19 protein-coding genes and 1 pseudogene are annotated in these 22,630 nt (G+C 61.3%); 9 read left to right on the forward strand and 11 right to left on the reverse strand.

Going from position 1 to position 22,630, the window contains the following annotated elements:
• Positions 1–30 precede the first annotated feature (30 nt).
• Together AC25BC_RS27360 and AC25BC_RS27365 are read left to right on the forward strand one after the other, a co-directional pair.
• On the forward strand, positions 31–1,560 hold the full coding sequence (locus tag AC25BC_RS27360) for an FGGY-family carbohydrate kinase (RefSeq protein ID WP_128406911.1): 1,530 nt from the start codon (positions 31–33) through the stop codon (positions 1,558–1,560).
• A complete protein-coding gene (locus AC25BC_RS27365) occupies positions 1,557–3,182 on the forward strand; it encodes a GMC family oxidoreductase (protein ID WP_128439731.1) in 1,626 nt (541 codons plus the stop codon). Before AC25BC_RS27360 ends, AC25BC_RS27365 begins: the two co-directional genes overlap by 4 nt.
• Before the next feature lie 358 nt (positions 3,183–3,540).
• On the opposite strand, the gene AC25BC_RS27370 is transcribed toward AC25BC_RS27365, so the two are convergent.
• Both AC25BC_RS27370 and AC25BC_RS27375 read right to left on the reverse strand, forming a co-directional pair.
• Positions 3,541–3,744, reverse strand: a complete 204-nt coding sequence (locus AC25BC_RS27370) for a cold-shock protein (RefSeq protein WP_003550088.1) — start codon at positions 3,742–3,744, stop codon at positions 3,541–3,543.
• A 112-nt stretch (positions 3,745–3,856) separates the two neighbouring features.
• Complete coding sequence (locus tag AC25BC_RS27375; RefSeq protein WP_128439732.1) at positions 3,857–4,477, reverse strand: hypothetical protein; 621 nt, start codon at positions 4,475–4,477, stop codon at positions 3,857–3,859.
• A gap of 264 nt (positions 4,478–4,741) precedes the next feature.
• On the opposite strand from AC25BC_RS27375, the gene AC25BC_RS27380 reads away from it, so the two are divergent.
• Positions 4,742–5,854, forward strand: a complete 1,113-nt coding sequence (locus AC25BC_RS27380) for a hypothetical protein (RefSeq protein WP_012755511.1) — start codon at positions 4,742–4,744, stop codon at positions 5,852–5,854.
• A 184-nt stretch (positions 5,855–6,038) separates the two neighbouring features.
• Positions 6,039–6,272 (forward strand): annotated as a pseudogene (locus tag AC25BC_RS27385) (hypothetical protein); the annotation flags it as partial.
• 100 nt (positions 6,273–6,372) lie between these two features.
• On the opposite strand, the gene AC25BC_RS27390 reads toward AC25BC_RS27385, so the two are convergent.
• The 9 genes from AC25BC_RS27390 to AC25BC_RS27430 all read right to left on the reverse strand — a co-directional run bounded on the left by AC25BC_RS27390 (position 6,373) and on the right by AC25BC_RS27430 (position 15,207).
• The gene (locus AC25BC_RS27390; RefSeq protein WP_128439733.1) at positions 6,373–7,116 is read right to left on the reverse strand and encodes an ABC transporter ATP-binding protein; all 744 of its coding nucleotides are present in this window, start codon (positions 7,114–7,116) and stop codon (positions 6,373–6,375) included.
• Positions 7,113–7,967, reverse strand: a complete 855-nt coding sequence (locus AC25BC_RS27395; RefSeq protein ID WP_128439734.1) for an ABC transporter ATP-binding protein — start codon at positions 7,965–7,967, stop codon at positions 7,113–7,115. The genes AC25BC_RS27390 and AC25BC_RS27395 overlap by 4 nt, the downstream gene beginning before the upstream one ends.
• Entirely contained in the window at positions 7,964–8,899 is a 936-nt protein-coding gene (locus tag AC25BC_RS27400) for an ABC transporter permease (protein WP_128439735.1), read from the reverse strand. Before AC25BC_RS27400 ends, AC25BC_RS27395 begins: the two co-directional genes overlap by 4 nt.
• Before the next feature lie 4 nt (positions 8,900–8,903).
• Positions 8,904–10,001: an ABC transporter permease gene (locus tag AC25BC_RS27405; protein WP_012755516.1), complete on the reverse strand. Its 1,098-nt coding sequence runs from the start codon at positions 9,999–10,001 to the stop codon at positions 8,904–8,906.
• Positions 10,002–10,007: 6 nt separating this feature from the next.
• Positions 10,008–11,594 (reverse strand): ABC transporter substrate-binding protein, encoded by a 1,587-nt coding sequence (locus AC25BC_RS27410; protein WP_003562644.1) that lies wholly within the window; start codon positions 11,592–11,594, stop codon positions 10,008–10,010.
• A 146-nt stretch (positions 11,595–11,740) separates the two neighbouring features.
• Positions 11,741–12,694 (reverse strand): dihydrodipicolinate synthase family protein, encoded by a 954-nt coding sequence (locus tag AC25BC_RS27415; RefSeq protein ID WP_128439736.1) that lies wholly within the window; start codon positions 12,692–12,694, stop codon positions 11,741–11,743.
• A 60-nt stretch (positions 12,695–12,754) separates the two neighbouring features.
• Positions 12,755–13,645, reverse strand: a complete 891-nt coding sequence (locus AC25BC_RS27420; RefSeq protein ID WP_128439737.1) for an SMP-30/gluconolactonase/LRE family protein — start codon at positions 13,643–13,645, stop codon at positions 12,755–12,757.
• The gene (locus AC25BC_RS27425) at positions 13,642–14,472 is read right to left on the reverse strand and encodes an NAD-dependent epimerase/dehydratase family protein (RefSeq protein WP_128439738.1); all 831 of its coding nucleotides are present in this window, start codon (positions 14,470–14,472) and stop codon (positions 13,642–13,644) included. Before AC25BC_RS27425 ends, AC25BC_RS27420 begins: the two co-directional genes overlap by 4 nt.
• Positions 14,473–14,493: 21 nt before the next feature.
• Entirely contained in the window at positions 14,494–15,207 is a 714-nt protein-coding gene (locus tag AC25BC_RS27430; RefSeq protein ID WP_128439747.1) for a FadR/GntR family transcriptional regulator, read from the reverse strand.
• 301 nt (positions 15,208–15,508) lie between these two features.
• Between AC25BC_RS27430 and AC25BC_RS27435 the strand changes: the two genes are divergently transcribed.
• The 5 genes from AC25BC_RS27435 (at position 15,509) to AC25BC_RS27455 (ending at position 22,624) form a co-directional block, all read left to right on the forward strand.
• Positions 15,509–17,446, forward strand: coding sequence for an ABC transporter substrate-binding protein (locus AC25BC_RS27435; protein ID WP_128439739.1), 1,938 nt, complete (start codon positions 15,509–15,511; stop codon positions 17,444–17,446).
• Between the two features lie 123 nt (positions 17,447–17,569).
• Positions 17,570–18,556 carry an ABC transporter permease gene (locus AC25BC_RS27440; RefSeq protein WP_003562632.1) on the forward strand — a complete coding sequence of 329 codons (987 nt, stop codon included), beginning with the start codon at positions 17,570–17,572 and terminating at the stop codon, positions 18,554–18,556.
• Between the two features lie 9 nt (positions 18,557–18,565).
• Complete coding sequence (locus AC25BC_RS27445) at positions 18,566–19,687, forward strand: ABC transporter permease (RefSeq protein ID WP_003562630.1); 1,122 nt, start codon at positions 18,566–18,568, stop codon at positions 19,685–19,687.
• Positions 19,688–19,694: 7 nt separating this feature from the next.
• A complete protein-coding gene (locus tag AC25BC_RS27450; protein ID WP_003562629.1) occupies positions 19,695–21,416 on the forward strand; it encodes an ABC transporter ATP-binding protein in 1,722 nt (573 codons plus the stop codon).
• Positions 21,413–22,624 carry a mandelate racemase/muconate lactonizing enzyme family protein gene (locus AC25BC_RS27455; protein ID WP_003562627.1) on the forward strand — a complete coding sequence of 404 codons (1,212 nt, stop codon included), beginning with the start codon at positions 21,413–21,415 and terminating at the stop codon, positions 22,622–22,624. The genes AC25BC_RS27450 and AC25BC_RS27455 overlap by 4 nt, the downstream gene beginning before the upstream one ends.
• Positions 22,625–22,630 lie beyond the last annotated feature (6 nt).

A 22,630-nucleotide genomic window follows, 5' to 3' on the forward strand; every position in this document is an offset into this window, starting at 1 on the left:
CAGCGATCTCGAACCTTGGGAGGGTTCTGCATGGGAAACTATCTTTTGGGGCTCGACGCCGGAAACACCGTCATCAAGGCGGTGATTTTCGACCGGGCGGGCAAGGAGATCGCAGCTGCGTCCGAAGAAGGACACAGCCGCATGCCGAGCCCGGGGCATGTCGAGCGGGGTCTGGACGAACTCTGGACGAATGCACGGCAGGTTATCCGCGCTTGCATCGAAAAGGCAGAGATCCAGCCGGAGGAAATTGCCGCGATCGGTTGCGCCGGGCATGGCAACGGTCTCTATGCGCTTGATCGCGACGGCGCTCCGCTCATCGGCATCCAGTCGCTCGACACACGGGCGGCCGGGCTGGTCGATGAATGGCGAGAAGCCGGCGTTGGAGACCGGACCTATCCGATTGCCCGCCAGCGCCCGTGGCCATCCCAGACGCCGACATTGCTTGCCTGGCTGAAGCGTCACCGGTCGGACCTGTTCAACCGCATCGGTACGGTGTTCTTCTCCAAGGATTTCGTCGTCAACCGCCTGACTGGCCGCCGCGTCAGCGAGGTATCCGACATGTCGGGGGCCGGTCTGCTCGATCTTGCCGCGCGCCGCTACGACAAGGCACTGATGGAGGCCTATGGGCTGGGCGATTGCATGGACCTGTTGCCGCCGCTCATCGAAAGCGCCGACATTGCCGGCACGGTAACGGAAGAGGTGGCGGCGCAAACCGGGCTCGCCGCCGGGACGCCTGTGGTCGGCGGGCTCTTCGACGTTGTCGCCTCGGCGCTCGGCTCGGGCGTTTCGCGCACCGGCAGCGCCTCGATCATTGCCGGCACCTGGAGCATCAACCAGGTCGTTATCGATAGTCCCGACCTCGACGGGCCGGTCTTCATGTCCTCGACCTTCGATCGCAGCCGCTACATGGCGATGGAAAACAGCGCCACCTCGGCGGCCAATCTCGAATGGCTGGTGCGGGAGTTCTTCGAAGGCGAGCATGCGGAAGGCGTGTCGCCCTTCGATGCCTGCTGCGCGCTGGCCGGGGCGATCGAGCCCACGGCAGACGACCCGCTCTACCATCCCTATCTCTATGGCGCCCAGCAGGACGGCCGCGCACGCGCCGGCTTCTATGGCATTGCCGGTTGGCACACCAAGGGGCATCTCGTTCGCGCGCTTCTCGAAGGGGTCGCCTTCGGTCATCGCCAGCACATCGAGACGATCCGAAAGGCCGGCGCGGTGTTCAACGAAGCGGTGCTCTCCGGCGGCGGCTCGCGCAGCCTGATCTGGCCGCAGATCTTTGCCGATGTGCTCGGCGTTCCGGTCAGCGTTGCCCGCTCGCGTGAAACCGGTGCGCTGGGAGCGGCGATTGCGGCTGGAACCGGCGTCGGCATTTTCGCGGACTTCGGCGCTGGTGCTGCGGCCATGGTCCGGACCGAGAGGCTTTATCGTCCGGATGTCTCGCTTGAGGCGCATTACGCGCGGCGCTACGCTCTCTATCAGGATATCGCCGAAGCGATGGCACCGCTCTGGCGGCGTCTGACGGCGGTCCCCCCGGCGGCAGCGGGGGCAGCGGCGTGAATATTCGTGTGAATGATGCAGCCATTGATGCGGGAAGCTACGACATCATCATCGTCGGCGCGGGATCGGCGGGATGCGTTCTGGCCAACCGGCTATCGGCCGATCCGAAAACCCGCGTCCTGCTGCTCGAAGCCGGCGGCAGCGACCGGTACCATTGGGTGCATGTACCGATCGGCTATCTCTACTGCATGGGCAATCCGCGCACCGATTGGATGATGAGGACGGCGGCGGAGGCCGGACTGAACGGTCGGTCACTGCCCTATCCGCGTGGAAAAGTGCTGGGCGGCTGTTCGTCGATCAACGGCATGATCTACATGCGCGGCCAGGCGGCCGATTACGACGGCTGGCGGCAGGCGGGTAATTCCGGCTGGGGCTGGGACGACGTGCTGCCCTATTTCCTGAAATCCGAGGACAACTATCGTGGCCAGTCGCCAATGCACGGGGCAGGCGGCGAATGGCGGGTGGAAAAGCAGCGGCTGTCCTGGCCGATCCTCGATGCCTTTCGCGATGCCGCCGAAGAACTCGGCATCCCGAAGACCGACGATTTTAACGATGGCGACAATGAAGGCTCGGGCTATTTCGAGGTCAACCAGCGCGGCGGCCTGCGCTGGAACACGACCAAGGCCTTCTTGCGCCCGGCGATGAAGCGGCCCAATCTGCGTGTGCTGACCGGCGCCGAAACCGAGCGGATGGAATTCGAGGGCAGAATGGTGACCGGCGTGCGGTTCCGGCTGAACGGACGGAGTCATCTGGCTCGCGCCGGTCGCGAGGTCATTCTGTCTGCCGGTGCGATCAATTCGCCGAAAATCCTTGAGCTTTCCGGGATCGGTCGACCGGATGTGTTGTCGGCTGCTGGGCTGGACGTCGTCCACGAACTTCCAGGTGTCGGCGAAAACCTGCAGGATCATCTGCAAATCCGCACGGTCTTCCGCATCGAGGGCGCAAAGACGCTGAACCAGCTCTATCACAACCTGTTCACCCGCGCGGGCATGGGGCTTGAATATATGCTGCGCCGGTCCGGGCCTCTGTCGATGGCGCCGAGCCAGCTCGGTATCTTTGCCAAGAGCGATCCGGCTGTTGCGACCGCCGATCTCGAATATCACGTGCAGCCCTTGAGCACCGACCGGCTCGGCGAGCCGCTGCACAAATATCCCGCCGTCACCGTCTCCGTCTGCAATCTGCGGCCGGAGAGCCGGGGGAGCGTGCATGTTAGCGGCCCGAACCTTTCGGTGGCGCCGGAAATACGCCCGAATTATCTTTCGACCGTCGGCGACCGGATGGTTGCGACGAAATCGATCCGGCACGCCCGCCGGCTCATGGAGGCCGGTGCCATCGCCCAGTACCAGCCGCAGGAGATGTTGCCGGGCACGGAATACCGGACCGACGAGGACCTGATCCGTCGTGTCGGCGATATCGCCACGACGATCTTCCATCCGGTCGGCACCTGCAAGATGGGCAGCGACACGATGGCGGTTGTTGATTCGCAATTGCGGGTGCATGGGCTGGCGAAACTGCGGGTGGTCGATGCCTCGATCATGCCGACAATCGTGTCGGGCAATACCAACTCGCCGGTGATCATGATTGCCGAGAAGGCCGCGGAAAGCATTCTATCAGGGGTGTGATGGGCTCTTCGCCGTGATGAACTCCTCGCATTGTCTAAAGCGAATGCGTGGAACATCCTTTTCTCAGAGACAAAATGCTCAGTTTGCCGCGACTGCGCTGGCGTGAGGGTCGTCACTATTCGGAATTTCCAAGGTGCTGACGTTAAACGACACGCCCAGACCTCGATTGGCGGCGTTTCGGCTTAAAGCATGTCGCGCAACTGTGCAGCGGTTTTCCGACAACGACATGCGCACAAAGACCTAAAGCGCGAAGAGCGAATATGAAAAATCGCGCCGCGCTGTAGAGTACGAAGGCATTCGCGCCTGCGGCTCGTAATGATGAGCCCAACCCGCTCAATGCAGGTTGGGCCATTTTTGATCAGAGAGTCGAGACGTTCTCAGCCTTCGATTTTCCGGTCTTGCGATCTTGTCCAACTTCGAAGCTGACCTTGTCGCCTTCGCGGAGCGACCCGCCGCTCTGCAGCGCAGACACGTGAACAAAAACGTCCTGCCCGCCACCCTCAGGGGTGATGAAGCCGAAGCCCTTGTCGTCATTGAAGAATTTAACGGTACCTGTCGGCATGAGATAACTATTTCCTTGTGTCGTTCAGCGATTTGCGAAGGCGAAACTATAGCTTCGGGGCTTCTCTATCAACCCTTTAGCACGCCGACGGCTCTTTGAATGTAAAAAGATATCAGCTCCGACGAAGGTCAATGCGGCTCGTAACAACCGATCGACCTGTAGCGGGGTCGGTATCGACGGTTGTGAGGCGCATGCCCGATGCCCCGGTTTTTTCGATCGTCATCTGCGCACGGCGGTCGCCATTGACCTCTTTTGCCCATTTGATCGCGAGGCTTATGGCATTACCAGCGCGCTTTCCGCCTAGACCCGCGGTGCCGGTGCCCGCGCCCACGTAGGAGCCGGTGTAGCTGTCACCGCTAGCCTTGAGGTTAGCGCTGATGACACGGGAAAAAACGACGAGACTGGTGCAGCGTCCATTGAGTGCGAGGGAACTTGCATTCGCGTCCGACTTGAAGCGGCAAGTGACTTTAATGGTGGGTGCGTTTGTTCGCACTTTCACCGTACCGTTACCGCTCCAATTTCCCGCCAGTGTTTTGAGGAAGGCGGATTCGTCGGCGTGGGCGGCGCCGGCCGTGAGCATTGACGCCGTCGCAGCGGCGATTGCGCAGGCAAGGATCTTAAACATCTGGCTAACTTTCGGGCCGCATAACATCCGCATCATGACGCTCGGCTCTTCGAGGAGGAGGGTGTCATATAACCGCTCGACGATGATTTGGTTCCGCATGGGCGGCATTCGATCGCGTTCCCAACACGGCGCGCACGTTTTCAACAAGATCAACGGGCCAATGATGCCCACGCACGCTGAAAGGGATTGCCGATCTACCGCCTGAAGCTTTAGATCGGTCTTGCACAATGAGATTGTGCGAGCCGGCTGGGATGGCTTCAGTTCCGCTACAGCGCCGCGCGTCTTGAGATGCGCAAAGCAGGTTGTTGCGTTTTGAACTGCTGCATAGGGGGCCGCCGACAGAAACTTTGCCAGCCCACGGGGCTGTCACATATGAGGGGGCCGACGCCTTTGATTTCGCTTGTTCTTCCTGGTCGCCCGCTCTCGTTGGCGCGCAACGTCATCTCCACGCCGAATGCTTACTTTTGGTCAACGCCCATTATCCTGGCACTGGCTGGCTTTCTATTCGTCTCGGAAGCACCAGGTGTGATCCGCGATTTCCAGATCAGCCAGAACCCTTTGACGCTCGAAAATGGCGACGTGCAAAATGGGCGATGCACGACACGCAAGGCAGTCTTTACCGATTGCGAGGCACGCCTGGTCTACAGCTACGGTGGACGAGACTACGATACCGAAGTCGAGGTCATGTTCGTCGATTTCCATACCGGCGACTATGAAACGGGTCTGGTGATATCAGCCGATCACCCGGAACTTGCGACGATGAGCCTGGGTCTGGACATGCTCTGGAACCGGATCATCACGCTTACTGTGTTTGCCGTCCTGCTTGGCGGCATGGGCCTGGGGATGATTTTTCTCGCCATCCGCATTTGGCGGGTCAAGGGCCAGTTGCTTCGGCCTGCCATGCTGACCCCTGTCCCGGTCGAGATCACCGCATTCGACCGCAAACGCGGCGTCCTTTCCATCACCTACAACGACAAGATTGCCGACGACAAAACAGGGCGATCGGCTTACACGCGCATGAAGGATGGAGAGGAGCCTCTGATCGTCGGTGAAGCCAATGGCAAGGCGATCGGATTGGCCGTGAGGCACGGCAATACTGCCCTGCCGGTGCTTCTCGACGATCGGCTGCAGCGTGTGGAGCTTACGGATAAAGAACGCACCGCAGCTCTTGCACCTTTCGCGTATCAGCAAGAACGCGATCAGAGCGTTCCGGTGTTGATCGAAGACACCAAAAGGACGGTATCGATCTGGAAGCGGGTGAAGTTTTTCTTCGGTGTGTTGCTTCTGATGGTCGTCGGTGTGGTCGGCTTCTGGCTCTGGTACATCACGACTTCCCCGACAGCATTCCAATCGCCTGGCATGGACATCAACAATCTCATGCCAGCGCCGTTGAACGAGTGGGGATGCGAGCAACTGAAGAAGCGGTTTGGTCAGGGTCGCGCGCCGTTTGGTTGCGTCGCCGACGATTATACGAGCTGGAAATAAAAAGATGGCGCCCGCTGTTTGACCGGGCGCCCTCATCATCGGTAGGGGCAATCGGCTGCGCGCGTGGAAGCGGTCGGCCAAAGGGGCACAATGCTGCACGGTTGTAGGTGCCCCGTTCGGTTGCGCGCACCGTAACCCACTTCTCTTCCACTCTCGCGGCTCAATGGGTAGCAACTGGCTACGTGGTGCTGCCGTGAATGCCGGCCAGCGCGCGAAAGGTGCGGGCCATTTCCGACGAGGCGCGGACCTTGCCCATTCGACCGGCGCTTCCCTCCTGGGCAACCAGATCGAGACCCTCGCCGAAAAGGCCCGCATTGATCTACGAAACGGCAAGGAAGGTGGTATGCCGAAGGCACCCCTCGGCCTGACGGATCGGGAATTCGAGGTCCTCCGGCTTCTCGCCGCGGGACAGAGCAATTCATCTCCAGGATTGGCAGGAGATCACTTCTGCTATCGAAGCCCATTGCGGTCGGTAGCTTGTGGCATCAAGAAGCAGGCAGGGCCGTACCGACCAACAGCTACGCCCTCCCGTACATCCGGCTCGCGCGCAGCAGGCGTTGCGAGTAGGGGTGTTCGACCGCACCTCTTCGGAGGGCGCCGACATCGACTTGTTCGACGATCTCGCCCGCTTCCATGATGGCGACGCGGCTGCACATGTGCGAGACGACGGCGAGGTCATGGCTGACAAGCAGATAGGTCAGACCGCGATTGACGCGCAAATCCTGGAGGAGATTGAGGATCTCGGCCTGAACCGACACGTCGAGCGCCGATGTCGGTTCGTCGAGAAGCAGAACGTCCGGATTCAGCATCAGCGCGCGGGCGATGGCCACGCGCTGGCGCTGGCCGCCGGAGAGCTGGTGCGGAAATCGGTAGCTCAGCGCCGGATCGAGGCCGACCGATCTCAGGACGGCGTTGACGTCGACGGAATTCGTATCGAGGCCCTGGTTGCGCAGCGGTTCTTTCAGCTGCGAGCGGATGGTCTTGCGGGGATGGAGGGATCCGTAGGGGTCCTGGAACACCATCTGCACCCGGCGGAAGAATGGCCGGCTGCGCTGTTGACTTAACGGCTCGCCGTGGAGCTCGATCCGGCCGTCATAGTTGGCGTTGAGGCCGGAAAGCGCCCTCAAGACAGTGGACTTCCCGCAGCCGGACTCGCCGACCAGACCGAAAGCAGTTCCCTTTTCGATGGCGAAGCTTACGTCTCGAACGACAGGCCGCTGCCCGGGTCCGAAACGGACCGTAAGATTGTCGATTTTAATCACCGCGGCGGCTCCAATGCGAATTCTTCAAGCCAGGCCGGATCTCGTTTAAGGATCGGCAGCCGGGCAGGGGGATCTTCGATCGTCGGCAGGGATGCCAGCAATCCTTGCGTATAAGGATGTCGGGCCTTGTCGAGATCGCGCGCTTCGAGCACTTCCACGACCCGCCCCGCATACATGATGAGGACGCGATCGCAGAAATTCCGGATGAGATTGAGGTCGTGGCTGATGAAGATCAGCCCGAGATTGCGCCGCAAGACGAGCTCGTCGAGCAGTGCCAGGATCTCGAGCCTCACCGTCACGTCGAGCGCTGACGTCGGCTCGTCGGCGATCAGCACTTCGGGTTCGGCAATCAGCATCATGGCGATCATCGCCCGCTGACCCATGCCACCCGAGATTTCATGCGGGTAAAGGCGGGCAACACGCTCGGGATCACGGATCTGGACGGCTTCGAGCATATCGAGCGCTTGCCTGTAGGTCTTGCTCTTGCTCACCCTCGGATGATGGAAGCGGTAGGTCTCGGCGATCTGTTCGCCGATCCGCATGACGGGATTGAGCGAATATTTCGGGTCCTGCAGGATCAGGCCGATCCGCCGGCCCCTGATCATCATCATCGTTTTTTCGTTCGCCTTGAGCAGATCGACGTCGCGAAACCGCATCCGCTCGGCATTGACGATCGCGGTCGGTGGCAGCAGCTTCATGATGGCGCGGCCGACGGTCGACTTTCCCGATCCGGATTCACCGACGATCCCGAGCTTTTCCTGTCCAAGCGAAAAGCTCACGCCGCGCACGGCCCGCACCTGTCCGCCGCCAAATGCGATTTCGAGGTTCTGAATATCGATCAGGTCAGTCATTCGGAACCTCTAGGATCAAGCACATCGCGAAGCGCATCGCCGACGAGGTTGAAGGCGAGGCTGACGAGCGCAATGGCAATGCCGGGTGCTGCGATGACCCAGGGGCTGTCGAGCATGAATTCACGTCCGCTGGCGGCCATCGACCCCCATTCCGGCCATGGCGGCTGCGCGCCGAGGCCGAGGAAGCCGAGACCGGCGGCAGTGATGATGATGCCGGCCATATTGAGGGTGACGCGGACGATCACCGAGGGAATGCACATCGGCAGGATGTGACGAGTGATGATCGCGAGTGATGTCGCGCCCTGCAGGCGCACGGCGGCGATGTAATCCGCCTTGCGAAGGCTGAGCGTCTCGGCGCGCGCAAGACGCGCGATCGGCGGCCAGGCCGTCAGTGAAATCGCGATAATCGCATTGGTGATGCCCGGACCGAGCGCTGCGGCAAAACCCAGCGCCAGCACGAGACCGGGGAAGGAGAGAAAAATATCGGTGACGCGCATCAGGATTTCGTCGACGAGGCCGCCGAAATAACCTGAGACGGTGCCGATCAGCAGGCCGAGCGGGGCGACGATGACCGTGACGAGCATGATGATGTAGAGCGTCGTGCGGGCGCCATAGATCACCCGGGAAAAGACGTCGCGGCCGAAATTGTCGGTGCCGAGCCAATGGCTCGCCGATGGCGCGGCAAGCCGCCCGGCCATGTCCTGAACGATCGGATCGTAGCTCGTCAGCAGGGGTGCGGCCAGCGCCACGGCGATCAGCAGCAGGATAAGGGCCAGTCCCGCCAGACCAAGCGGGTGCAGGCTGAATTTCCGCCAGCCTTGATGAATCTGCTGCGCCGATGACTGGAACCAGCCTCGAGGCTCCGGTGCGAGCAGCCAGTTGCGGAGGCCGCCGGTGTTGACGCTGTCTGCGTGCTCAGAGGAGATCGTCATGGCGTCACCGTGTCCTCGGATCAAGAATGCGATAAAGGAAGTCCGACAGGATGTTGATCGTCAGGAAGACGGCGCCGATCGTCAGCACCGAACCCATGACCACGTTCATGTCGTTCATCTGCAGCCCCCGCGTCAGGTACTGGCCGAGCCCCGGCCACCCGAAGACGGTCTCGATCAGCACCGCGCCTTCGAGCAGCCCGCCGAAGGTCAGCGCCATGATCGTCAGGAGCTGTACGCGGATGTTCTTGAATGCATGGCGCCAGACCACCTTGCGGGTGCCAAGCCCCTTGGCCCGGGCGGTGATGATGTATTCCTGGCTCAGTTGCTCCAGCATGAAGCTTCGCGACATGCGGCTGATATAGGCGACGGAATAGTAGCCGAGGATGGCGGCCGGCAGGATGATGTGGCCAAGGGCGTTGTAAAACACGTCCCATTGGCCCTGAATCGCTGCGTCGATCAGGAGAAAGCCCGTCATCGGCGTGACGAGGCCTTCATAGAAGACATCGATCCGGCCCGAGGCGCCGACGAGCTTCAGCTTCGCATAAAAGACGAAGAGTGCCATCAGCCCGGTCCAGAAGATCGGGATGGAGTGGCCGGCAAGGGCGACGATCCGCGCAATGTGGTCGATAACGGTTCCCCGCCTGACCGCGGCGGTGATCCCTAAGGGAATGCCGACGATCGCCCCGATGATCATGGCGATGATCGCAAGTTCGATCGTTGCGGGAAAGATTGTCAGGAGATCGGTGAGGATCGGCTGGCCCGTCGTCGCCGACATGCCGAGATCGCCTGTGGCGATCTTGCCGACGTAGGAGAGGAACTGCATCCAGATCGGCTGCCCGAGACCCAGCTCGTTATAGACGCGATCGTAAACATCCTTGCTGACCTCCGCCCCGGTGATGGCGAGCACCGGGTCGGCGGGCAGCAGGCGGCCCATCGAGAAGGTCAGGAAGAGCAGGCCAAGCAGCGTCGTCACGACTGCCACGACGCGTCCCGCCAGGCGCCGCAGCAGGCTCAGCGCCGGGTGCGGGGCCGCCTCGGCGAACCCGCCCTCCGTGGAACCACGGCTGCTCTCAGACTTCGATGTCAGATCGGCGCTCGCCACGGCGTTCTACTCCTTGGTCACGTCATGCCAGCGCGTCGACCATGTCGTATGCCCGTGATAGCCCTTGACGTTGGCGCGCATGACATAGGGGTCGGTTCGCTGGAAGAAGATGACCAGCGGCGAAGCCATGCCGGCATAGATGCCATCCATCTTCTTGAAGATGTCTGTGCGCTTTTCCGTGTCGCGCTCCTTCATCGATTGGTCGATGAGCGTGTTGAGCTCGTCCACCTTCATGCCCGTGCGCCAGAGGTAATAGCTGCCGAGGCGTGCCTCGTCGCTATTGTCGGGGTTGAAGGCATATTGCGTGGCGACCGCGAAGGGATCGGGCAGGCGGGCGCCGGAATTGCCGAGCAGCACTTCGAATTTGCGCTCGCGGAAGGCGGGCGTGAACTCGCCGGGCACGAGATCGAGATCAAGGCCGGCGGCGCGCGCACTCGCCTGCAGCGCTTCGGCGAAGGGCAGGGTCGCGGCTCCCGACGGATTGAGCACCTTCTTCAGGCCATTGGGATATCCGGCTTCCGCCAGCAACTGCTTGGCCTTGGCGGGATCGTAATCGTAGCGGACCGCCGCCTCACCGGGAGCGCCGATCATGCCGCGCGGGATCATCGACTGCCAGGGAAAGCCCGTATAGCGCATGATGTTGCCGGAGATCGCTTTCCAGTCGAAGGCATGCTGGAAGGCCTCGCGAACCTTTGGCTTCTGCAGATCCGGGTCTTTCTGATTGAGGGCGATATAGTAGAAGCCGAGACCCGGGACATTCTCGATGACCATGTCCTTCTTGGTGGCGAGCGCATCGAGGTCGCCGCTTGAAACATATTGGCCGACATCGACGTCGCCGGCTTCGAGCTGAAGCCGGAGATTGCCGGATTCCGGGATGTGACGGGCAACGACACGGGCCATGGCCGGCTTGCCGCCCCAATATTTCGGCTGGGCATTGAAGATCGCGACATCGTTCGGCCGCCACTGCGCCAGGCTGAATGGGCCGCTGCCGGCGGAATTGGCGGAAAGCCAGGCGCCGCCAAAATCGCTGTTTGCCTCGTGCGACAGTACCGTCTTCTTGTCGACGATGCCGATCGACGAGCCCGCCAGCGAATAGAGCACCAGATCGGTATTGACCGCCTGCGGCAGCTCGATCTCGAGCGTGTGTTCGTCTTTTGCGCGAACGAGCTTTTCGACGTTTTCAGGCGTGAAACCCCAGAGCGCGATGTCGGTGGAGCCGACCTGACCCATCTTGATGACGCGCTGGATCGACCAGGCCGCATCCTCGGCGGTGACCTTGTTGCCGCTCTGGAAGACCGCGTCGTCGCGTAATGTCAGCGTGATGATCTTGCCATCCGCCGAGACACTCCATTGCTTCGCGAGCATCGGCTTCAGCGTTTTAAGGTCGTCCGGCGACAGCTGCACGAGGTTGTCGTAAATATTCGAGATCAGTTCGGAAACCGTGCGGGCATTGTTCTGCGCCGGATCGAGCGTCCTTATGCCGGTGAGATTGGTGCCGATCACCAGCATATTGGGCGGCGACGCCGCGAAGCTGGGCTGCGCCGTCATCATGGCGCCGGTAATTGCGATCGTTGTCAGTACTTGTCTCAGCATCTCAAGACCTCCCAATCCTGTTGTTGGCGGAAATAGAGCAATTCCAGGAAAAGTGCGAAGCGATGTTCCGTGCGAAATTGCGTAAAAACAAAGGGTTAGAGCGGCTCTGCGCTTCCATGAAAAGTTGAGCCGCGCTCGTGTTGAACTCAGCCGGCCGCCTTTGCGGAATCCTGCTGGTGTGGATCGATCTGGTTGTTACCGGCGGCATCCCAGCGTTGAAGCAGCCGATGGAGTTCCTCGCGATCGTGCCGATCGAGCAGCGGCAATCCCGGCACGCGCACGGGGCCGACATCGAGGCCGGAATAGGTGACGGCCTCCTTGACGACAGTCACGTTCGCGCCATTGCGGAATTTCGTCCGCATCCGCTCGAATGGTTCAAGCTGGTTGACGATAGCCCTGGCCGCGCCGAAGTCTCCTCTTTCGAGCGCATTGTGAACGGCAAGCGACAGATGCGGCGCAACATTGACGAGGCCGGATGTGAAGCCGCGCGCACCCGCAGCCGTAAATGTCGGCGCCCAACTCTCCGCCAGGCCGCAGACGAACAGTGCGCCGGCCGGATCGGCCGCAGCGATCGCTCTGGAAAGCAGCATCAGATCGGTCGTGGCAAATTTGATGCCGGCAATATTGCCGTGGTTTGCGAGACGAATGATATCGTCGACGCCGAAACCTTCTGCCCGGACATAGGCGACGAGCGGCAGGGTGGAAGCATCCGCAAGATTGCAGAAATAGTCGATCTGGGCCGAAGGTGCTGCGAAAGGATCGACGGGCTGATGAGACATGACGGCGGATGCGCCGATCGTCGCCGCATCTTTCGCCATGCCGATCGCCTCGCGCAGCGACCGGCCGATTGCCGCCGTCACCGGCGCCTTGCCGTTGACGCCTGAAACCGCCGCCTCATGAACGATCCTGATTTCCTGCGGCGTCAGAGCATAGAATTCCCCGGTATTGCCGGCAGCGACGATGTTGTGAATGCCGGCTGCCGCCACCCGCTCATAGACTTTCGCCGTGATCCGTGGTTCGACTTCACCTTTGCCGTCATAGGCGGTGACGGGAACACCCGATACGCCTGTAAGCGCCCTGCGCATGGTTGCGATGCTCATCTTTCTTCCCCGTTATCTTTCCATCAATCCGCCGTCACCCGAAGGGTGATCGGCACGCTGTCATCCCACGGGATGATCCCCGAAGCGAAACGGCGGCAGGCCCTCTGCATCCACGTCGAAGGCGATGACCTTCCCCGCCTCGAAACGTCCGGTGCGGTCTGTCGACAGGCACGTGACGAAGAGGGTGCGCAGATCCGGCCCCCCGAAACACGGCATCGTCGGTGCAGCGACCGGCAGAATGTAGATTTCGACGATGTCGCCTTCAGGCGAAATTCGGTTGAGGCGACCGGCGGAAACCCCGGCGCTCCAGTAGAACCCGTCACGATCGGTTGTCGCTCCATCCGGCCGACCCTCGTCTTCCGTGAAGCTGCGAAGCCGGCGCCCATCGCCGAGGTCGCCCGTATCAGGATCGAAATCGAATGCCTGCAGGAAGCATTGCCGGCTGTCGGAATGATACATCCGCCGGCCGTCCGGCGACCAGGCAAGGCCATTGGAGCTCGTCAGTTTCGTGGCCACGGTCCGGGTGCTGCCGTCGGCGCCCACGCGGAAAAGTGCGGCCTCATCGATCTGTGGCTTGGATTCGCTGATCGAGCCGATCCAGAAGTGCCCGTCAGGACCGACCTTTCCATCGTTGAGGCGGCAATTGATGTCGCGTCCGACCGGATCGGACACAAACTCGAAATCTCCGGAGACGGGATCGAAGAGATGGACGCCTGTCTGGAGCGCCACGACGATCCTTTGATCGGGGCAAAGCCCGAGCGCGCCGATGGCGGCCGGCATCTCAAAGCGGTCGTTCTTTCCTGAAGCCGAGAGCCGAACGAGTGCTGGCGCCAGAATATCGACGAACCACAAAGTGCCGGTCTCGTCGTCCCATACCGGCGATTCACCGACCGTCAGCGGCTGCTCGCTCACGGAGCGGACGTCCGGGCGGATGATCCGAGGCGCCGTCATTCAACCGTCTCCAGGCTCTTGGCCAGACCCTCGGCGTCGCGCATGCGGATGGTGCCGTCGTGATTGATCTCACAGAACCCGCCTCCCTGGAACGCCAGCGCGACCGGCCCTTCGGATCCCTCTTCGATGCGGGCGTGATCACGCGGCCGGTCCTGTGGTTGGTAGCCCAATCGTGCCGCCAGACCGTTGTCCCACCACATCTCTTCGGTGTCCGAAACGCCGTAGACCACTGTTGCTGCGATCAACGGGTGCGACAGGCCGATCCTGACCAATTGCGCCAGGTCTCGCGCGCTGATCCAGATCGCAACCGATCGTTCGCTATTGGGATAGGTGCCCGCATTGCCGATGCGGATGGAAAGAGAGCGAATGCCTGACGTGTCGTAATAAAGCCCCGCCACAAGTTCGCCCCAGCATTTGGAAAGTCCATAGGGGCTATCGGGGCGCATCGGGTCGAGCGGCGACACGAGCTGGCCGCGCGGATAAAAGCCCGTGGCATGATTGCTCGATGCATAGACGACCCGCTGGACCTTGTTGATCTGCGCCGCTTCGTAGAGATTGTATGTCCCAAGCACGTTCGCATGCAGAATGGCGTTCATGTCGATGCCGCTTGCGATACCTGCCAAATGGACGACGCCGTCGATATCCTTCAGCGCAGCCGTCGCCTCGTCGAGCTTTGTAAAGTCGGCCCTGACGAAAGTCTCGTTTTCGCCAAGCCCGTCAGGCTCCTGCAAATCGATCAGGCTGAGGTGCTCGAAATGCGACCGAAGAAGCGGGCGCAGCAGCGTCCCCACACGTCCGGCAGCACCCGTCACAGCGACCCGTTTCATCGTCTCTCCTCCCATTATCGCTCAAACGCCCTGGAACATGCGGGCGCGAGCATTCAGTATGTGTTTCTTCATCGCATCGTGCGCTTCGGTTTCCCGGTGCGCGAAGATCGCCTCGACGATCACCGCATGCTCATCCTGGACGCTGCGGATCTGTTCCGGCGTCCGCTTCAGGCTCAAGCTTCGCGTAACGGAATGCCCGATGGCGAAATGCGGCTTGAACCACTCGCGCATGGTGATGTGGAACTGGTTACCGGTCGCCATGGCAATTGCATCATGCAGAGCCTGGTCCTCCTCGGCACCAAGCTCCCCATCGCGCAAGCATTGCTCGATCGAAAGAAGCGCTGCCATTATCCGCTCCCTGTCGTCCGGTTGCCAGTTTCGCGCCGCAAGCTCAGCCGCTTCGGCTTCGAGACCGGCGCGAAATTCGAAGAACCGCTGGACATCGGCCAAGGAGCCGACCGGCACCATTTTCAGCATCGACGAATCCGGCCTTTGCCTGACATAGGAACCGGAACCTTTGCGCGAAACGACCAACCCATCGGCTCTCAAGCGTTCGAGCGCTTCGCGCACGACGGGTCTCGATGCGCCGAAATCAGTGGCCAGCTTCGTCTCCGGCGGCAGTCGTTCGTTCACCGGAAAGTTGCCGTCGGCGATCATCCCCACGATCTTCTCGTAGATGATGTCGCTGAAGCGCGTTGCGCCCCTGTTCGAACCGGCATCGACCGCGAATGTCACCATGGTCCTTTTCTCTCAACGCCGCGTGCGCCGTGGCTGTCGCCGGCCATGATGTTCAAGGCGGTGCACAGCATCTGACAGATTTAACGTTTTTGGTCTTGTTGGTCGCATTTCGGCGGCGCAACATGGCGTTTCAATGCTGCATGGCTACAAAATTTGTAATTATCTGTCAACTCTTGTAATCATTTGAGAACGTGTCTATGGTTTCGCTCGTCGCGCCGAGGAGGGCGTCAGCGTCGGGTCGGGAGCCCGACGCATCAGCCGGTGCAAAGGCTGCGCCGGTACAAAAGGGAGGAATTCGATGGCCAAAGAAATACTGTCGCGTGGCGTCACCCGCCGCGCCGTGCTTGGTGGCATGGCTGGTGTCGCGGCGCTGTCTATCGCCGGTCGCGTGTCTGCCGCAGGTGGTGAAGCGCCGGCACTTGCCCAACTCGCCAAGGATGGAAAGCTGCCGCCGCTCGCCGAGCGCCTGCCGAAAAAGCCGATGGTCGTGACGCCATTCGAGAAAGTCGGCACCTATGGCGGTTCGCTGCGCCGCGGCCTTCGCGGTTCATCCGACCATAACGGCATCCTGCGTATGGTCGGCAACCAGAGCCTTGTGCGCTGGAATCTCGATTTTACCGCCGTGCAGCCGAACCTTGCCGAGCGCTGGGAAGTCAGCGACGACGCAACACAATTCACGTTCCATCTCATCGAAGGCGTGCGCTGGTCGGACGGTCATCCCTTTACGGCCGATGACGTCGTTTTCGCGATCGAAGACTGCGTCAAGAACACCGAGCTCTACAGCTCGACACCGGCGCAGCTTGCCGTCGCCGGCAAGCCAGTCACCGTCGAGAAGATCGACGATTACACCGTAAAGTTCACCTTTGCCGCTGCCAATGCGCTTTATCTGGAAAACCTCGCCACGCCGCTTGGCCAGCATCCGACGCTGTTCCCGAAGCATTATTGCAGCCAGTTCCTGCCGAAATATAATCCCAATATCGAGGCCGATGCGAAGAAGGCCGGCGTCACCAGCTGGACGGAGCTGTTCCGCAGCCGTTGCGGCGACATCGAGATCCCATCGCGATGGGGGAATGTCGACAAGCCGACGCTCGATCCATGGGTGGTCAAAGAGCCCTATGCCGGCGGCGCGACGCGCGTCGTCATGACCCGTAATCCTTACTTCTGGCAGGTCGATACCGAGGGCAACCAGCTCCCCTACATCGATGAAATCAACTTCGGCATCTCGCAGGACGTCGAATCGCTGATGCTGAACGTCATCTCTGGAAAAATCGACATCCAGGAACGCCACATCAGCGTTCTCGCCAACAAGCCGACGCTGTCCAAGAACATGGAAAAGGGCGATTATCGGCTGCTGACGCTCGTGCCTTCGGCCTCGCAACAGTGCCAGATCTACTTCAACATCACCCACAAAGATCCTGCCATGCGCAAGATGTTTGCCGACAAGGCGTTCCGGCAAGCGCTCTCGATCGGCATCAATCGTCAGGAGCTCATCGACATCGTCTATTTCGGACAGAGCGAGCCCTATCAGGCCGGGCCGCGTCCGACCCATCCCTGGTATAACGAGAAATACGCGCGCCAATTCACCGAATTCGACGCCGACAAGGCAGGCGCGATGCTCGATGGGGCCGGCTATAAGAAAGGCGGCGACGGTTTCCGCCTCCGGCCCGACGGCCAGAAGGTGTTCTTCTCGATCGACGTCATTCCGACGCTCTATCCCGACCTCGTCGATGCCCTGGAACTGGTCAAGGCGCATTGGGCTCAGATTGGTGTCGACATGAAGGTCAACACGATCGAGCGGGCGCTCTATTACACCCGCGGCGACGACAACGCCCATGACGCGGCGGTGTGGCCAGGTCCTGGCGGTCTCGATCCGATGCTCGATCCGCGCGATTTCTTCGCCTTCCATCCGCAGGGTTCGCGTTACGCCATTCCGTGGACGCTTTGGTACACCTCCAACGGCGCACGCGGCGAAGAACCGCCAGAAAGCCAGAAGAAGCGCATGAAGCTCTTCGATGAAGCGCGTTCGACGGCCGATCTCGACAAGCGCGGCGCAATCATGAAGCAGATCTTCGACATCGCGGCCGAGGAGTTCGAGACCGTCGGCCTTTGCCTTGCCGTCGGCGGTTTCGGCATCATCCGCAACAATCTGCGCAATGTTCCCGAGAAGGAGCCGGATAGCTGGTCCTGGCCCAATCCCGGTCCGGCAATGCCGCAGCAATTCACCTTCACGAGCTGATTTTCGTCATAAGCGCCGTACCATCAGGTGCGGCGCTTTCTTTCAGTTCGCTCTCCGAGAAGTCTTGCCGGTCGTGACGGCCGACAAGGCCCGGAAGGCGGCGTTCAATGCAAGAGGCGCCTCATGCTGGTCTTCATCGCCAAACGCTTCCTATGGATGATCCCATCGCTGTTTGCCGTCAGCTTCCTGGCTTTCGTGCTGATCCAGCTGCCGCCGGGCGATTATGTCACGACCTATATTGCGACGCTGGCAGCCTCCAACGAGATCGTCGATCAGAACACGGCGGCGCAATTGCGCGAGCGCTTCGGCCTCGGCGACCCGATGCTCGTCCAATATTTCAAATGGATATGGGGCATTCTCACGCGCGGCGATTTCGGCATCTCCTTCGAATGGCAGCAGCCGGTCTCCGACCTGATCTGGGAGCGCATGGCGCTGACGCTCGTTCTGGCTCTGTCGACATTGATCGCCACATGGGCGATCGCGCTGCCGATCGGCGTCTATTCCGCCGTGCGCAAATATTCGATCGGTGACTATTTCTTCACCGCCTTCACCTTTTTCGGCCTGGCCGTTCCGTCCTTCCTGCTGGCGCTGGTGCTGATGTATGTCGCGGCGGTCGAATTCGGACAGGATGTCGGCGGGCTCTTTTCGCCGGAATACGAGAACGCGTCCTGGAGCTTCGCCAAAATGGTCGATCTCTTCTCGCATCTCTGGCTTCCCGTCATCATCCTTGCCGTCTCCTCGACGGCGAGCCTCATCCGCGTCATGCGCGCCAACATGCTCGATGAATTGCCGAAGCCATACGTCACCACGGCACGGGCAAAAGGTCTCTCAGAGTTCCGGCTGCTGATGAAATATCCGCTGATGATCGCCCTCAATCCGTTCATCTCGACGATTGCCTGGCTGCTGCCCAACCTCATCTCCGGCTCGGTCGTCGTCGCCATCGTCCTCAATCTGCCGACGGCGGCACCTTTGCTGCTGCAGGCGCTGATGGCTCAGGACATGTATCTCGCAGGCGCCTTCGTCCTGCTGATCTGCGCGCTGACGCTGATAGGCTCTCTGATCAGCGACATCCTGCTTGCGCTGGTCGATCCCCGCATCCGGTTGGAATAGGAGCCCCAAGTGGCCGACATCACCGTTACAAACATTCCCCCGGATCGCGCCGCCGTTGCATCGCAGTGGCAGCTCATCTGGTGGGCTTTCCGCCGGCACCGGCTGGCCATGGTGGCGCTTGTCGTCACTGTGCTGATGTATATCGTTGCCCTGCTTCCCGGCTTCTTCGCCATCAACGACCCGTACCTGCAAAATGCGCGGGCGACCTTTCACCCGCCGCAGAAATTGCATCTGATCGATACTGAGAACGGGTTCTCGTTCGGCCTGCATTATTATCCGATGAAGCTGGCCCGCGATCCGGAAACGCTGGCCGCCATCTACAAGGAAGACACGACAAAACGTGTCGACGTCCAGTTTTTCGGGCGCGGCTATGAATATTCGGTGTTCGGCCTGTTCAGGACCAACATCCATTTGATCGCCTCGCCCGACAAGACGACGCCGCTGCTTCTGTTCGGCGCCGACAGGCTTGGGCGCGATGTTTTCAGCCGAACGGTGCAGGGTTCGCAGATCTCGTTGTCGATCGGCCTCGTCGGCGTCTTCTTCTCGTTGATGCTCGGCATCGTGCTCGGCGGCATCTCGGGATATTACGGCGGCCGCATCGATTTCTTCCTGCAGCGGGTGATCGATTTCGTGCTGTCGCTGCCGACGATCCCGATCTGGCTGGCGATGGCCGCAGCCCTGCCGCAGGACTGGCCTGCGACGCTACAATATATGATGATCACGATCATCCTGTCGCTGACCGGCTGGGCGCAGCTCGCCCGCGTCGTGCGCGGCCGCTTTCTGTCCTTGCGCACCGAGGAATTTGTCGCCGCCGCCAGGCTCGACGGCGTTCGCGAAAGACGCATCATCTTTCGCCACATGCTGCCAAGCTTTGCCAGCCATATCATCGCGTCGATCACGCTTGCGGTGCCGGCAATGATTCTTGCCGAAACCTCTCTCTCCTTCCTGGGGCTCGGTCTGCAGCCGCCGACCATCTCCTGGGGCGTGCTTCTGCGCGAGGCCCAGAACATTCGCTCGATCGCCACCGCGCCATGGCTCTTCATGCCGGGCTGTGCCGTCGTGGTCGCCGTGATGGCGCTCAACCTTCTCGGCGACGGCCTGCGCGATGCGGCCGACCCCTACAACAAATGAGGCCGGCATGACCGATACCCCTCCTATTGCCGGCAGGCCGCTGCTCCAGGTGAAAAATCTGACGGTCGAGTTCCCTCTGCGCACCGGCGTCTTCCGCGCCGTCAGCGATCTGTCTTTCTCGATCGAGCCGGGCAAGACGCTCTGTGTCGTCGGCGAAAGCGGATCCGGCAAATCGGTGACGGCGCGTTCGATCCTGCAGATCGTCGATGCGCCTGGCCGCATATCCGGCGGATCGATCATATTGAACGATCAGAACGGCGGCTCGATCGATCTGACCAGCCTCAATCCGCGCGGGCGTCAGATCCGGGCGATCCGCGGCCGCGACATCGCCATGATCTTCCAGGAGCCGATGTCGTCGCTGTCGCCGATCCACACGGTCGGCAACCAGATCGTCGAGGCGCTTCGCCTTCACACCCGGATGAGCAAGGCAGAGGCGCGCGCTGAAGCCATATCGCTGCTCAGCCAGGTCGAAATTCCCTCGCCGGAAAAAGCGCTGGACCGATATGCCTTTCAATATTCCGGCGGCATGCGCCAGCGCGCGATGATTGCCATGGCGCTCGCCTGCAAACCGCAGCTGCTGATCGCCGACGAGCCGACCACGGCCCTCGACGTGACGACGCAGGCCGAGATTCTCGACCTGATCGCCCGGCTGCAAAAGGCCAAGGGCATGGCCGTTCTTTTCATCACGCATGACATGGGCGTCGTGGCGCAGATCGCCGATGATGTGCTCGTCATGCACAACGGCGTCGCCAAGGAATATGCGCCGGTCGAGCAGATCTTTCATGCACCGAAAGACGACTATACGCGCATGCTGATCGGCTCGGTGCTGAAGCTGGAAGCGAAGGCCGAAATCCGGCTGGCGCGCCCGCCGCTCGACACGACGGCGCCACCGATCCTCGAGCTCCGCAATGTATCAATGGATTTCGGCGAGGTGAAAGCGCTGGACGATGTGTCCATTTCGCTTCTGCCCGGCGAAACGCTCGGCATCGTCGGCGAGAGCGGATCCGGCAAGACGACGATGGGTCGCTCGATCATGCGGCTGATCGATCCGACTTCAGGCGAAATCCTCTATCGCCGCGCCGACGGCGACATCATCGATCTGGCAACGGCAAAAGGTCAGACGCTTGCCGCGGCACGGCGGGAATTGCGAATGGTGTTTCAAGATCCTTTCGGCTCTCTCAACCCGCGCATGACCGTCTCGCAAATCATCGGCGAGCCGCTGCTCGTCAATGGCGTCGCAAAGGGGCGGGCGCTGGAGGAGCGCGTTTGCCATCTGATGGAGCAGGTTGGCCTCGACCCGAGGGCGCGCGAACGCTACCCGCACGCCTTCTCCGGCGGCCAGCGCCAGCGCATCGGCATTGCCCGCGCCATCACCCTTAATCCGCGCGTCATCGTTGCCGATGAGGCGACCTCGGCGCTCGACGTCTCGGTGCGCTCGCAGGTGCTCGATCTATTGATGCGCCTGCAGGACGAACTCGGGCTCGCCTATATCTTCATCAGTCATGACATCGGCGTTATCCGCTACATGTGCGACCGTGTCGGCGTCATGTACAAAGGCCAGCTCGTCGAAATCGGCGACGCGGAGAAGGTCTGCCGCACGCCCGAGCACGCCTATACGCAGGCGCTCATATCAGCGATCCCGCGCCCTGATCCGCGTGATCGCGACCATTCCAGGCGTTTCCGCTACGTCGCGCCGGAGATTTTGAAGAATGGAAGTTTGCAGCGATGAAAATCACCGGAATCCGCACTTTTCTCATGCATGTCGGTCAGCCTGATCCCGCGAACTGGGCTTCCGACCAACGGTCCAGCAGTGGCGCCTCGAAACAGTTCGGCGGCACCAGAAACTGGCTCTTTCTGAAGATCGATACCGACGAGGGCATCACCGGCATCGGTGAATGCTCAGGGTGGCCGCGCGTCGTCGAGACAGCGATCCATGATCTCGCCCCACTCCTTATCGGCGAAGATCCGGCCCATACCGAACGGCTATGGCAGAAGATGCATATCGCCATGATGGGACATGGCATGCTCGGGACGGTCGGAGGCGGTGCGATGACCGGCATCGACATGGCGCTATGGGACATCAAAGGCAAGGCGCTCGGTGTGCCGGTCTGGATGCTGCTCGGCGGCAAGATGCGCGACCGGATTCCGATCTACTCGCATGCGAATACTCCCGAGCGCGCGCTTGCCATCAAGGAACGCGGCATAAAGGCGATCAAGTGCGGCGGTGTCGCCGATCCGGTCCGCAAGGTCGCCGCGCTCCGTGACGCCGTCGGTGACGACATGGATATTGCTATCGATCTGCACGGACCGCCATGGCTGACACCGGCGGATGCCTGCCGGCTGGTGCGGGCGCTCGAACCCTATGAATTGATGTGGGTGGAAGATCCGATCGCGCCGGAGAATATCGACGGCTACCGGCGCATCCGCGACGCAGCACATGTGCCGCTTGCCGCCGGCGAGCGCTCGGCGACCATCTTCGGCGAGCGTGAGCTCATCGAGAAGGAACTGGTCGACGTCATCCAGCCGGACACCGGCCGGGCCGGCGGTATCACCCAGATGAAGAAGATCGCGGCCATGGCCGAAGCCCATCATATCCAGATGGCGCCGCATTCGGGTTCGCTCGGACCGGTGGCGGAATATGCGGCTCTGCATCTGCTCGCCGCGATCCCCAACGCGCTCATCCTCGAGCGCCTCGACGACGACTGGGACGGCCGCCGCCAGACGATCGTGCCGCATCCGCAACAGGTCGACGGCTTGATCGCCGTTCCTGATGGCCCGGGACTTGGCTGCGATATCGACGAGGCCTTCGTGGCGCGCTTCCCCAGCAACGGCAATGTCTCGGTGCCGCAAAGTGCCGGTGCCTACAATACCGGAACCGACAACGAGCATCTCTACGTGCAGACGCGCCAGTCGCGCCGCACCTATTTCAATCGCTAGAAGGAC

Source organism: Rhizobium sp. WSM409 (genome assembly GCF_057653825.1).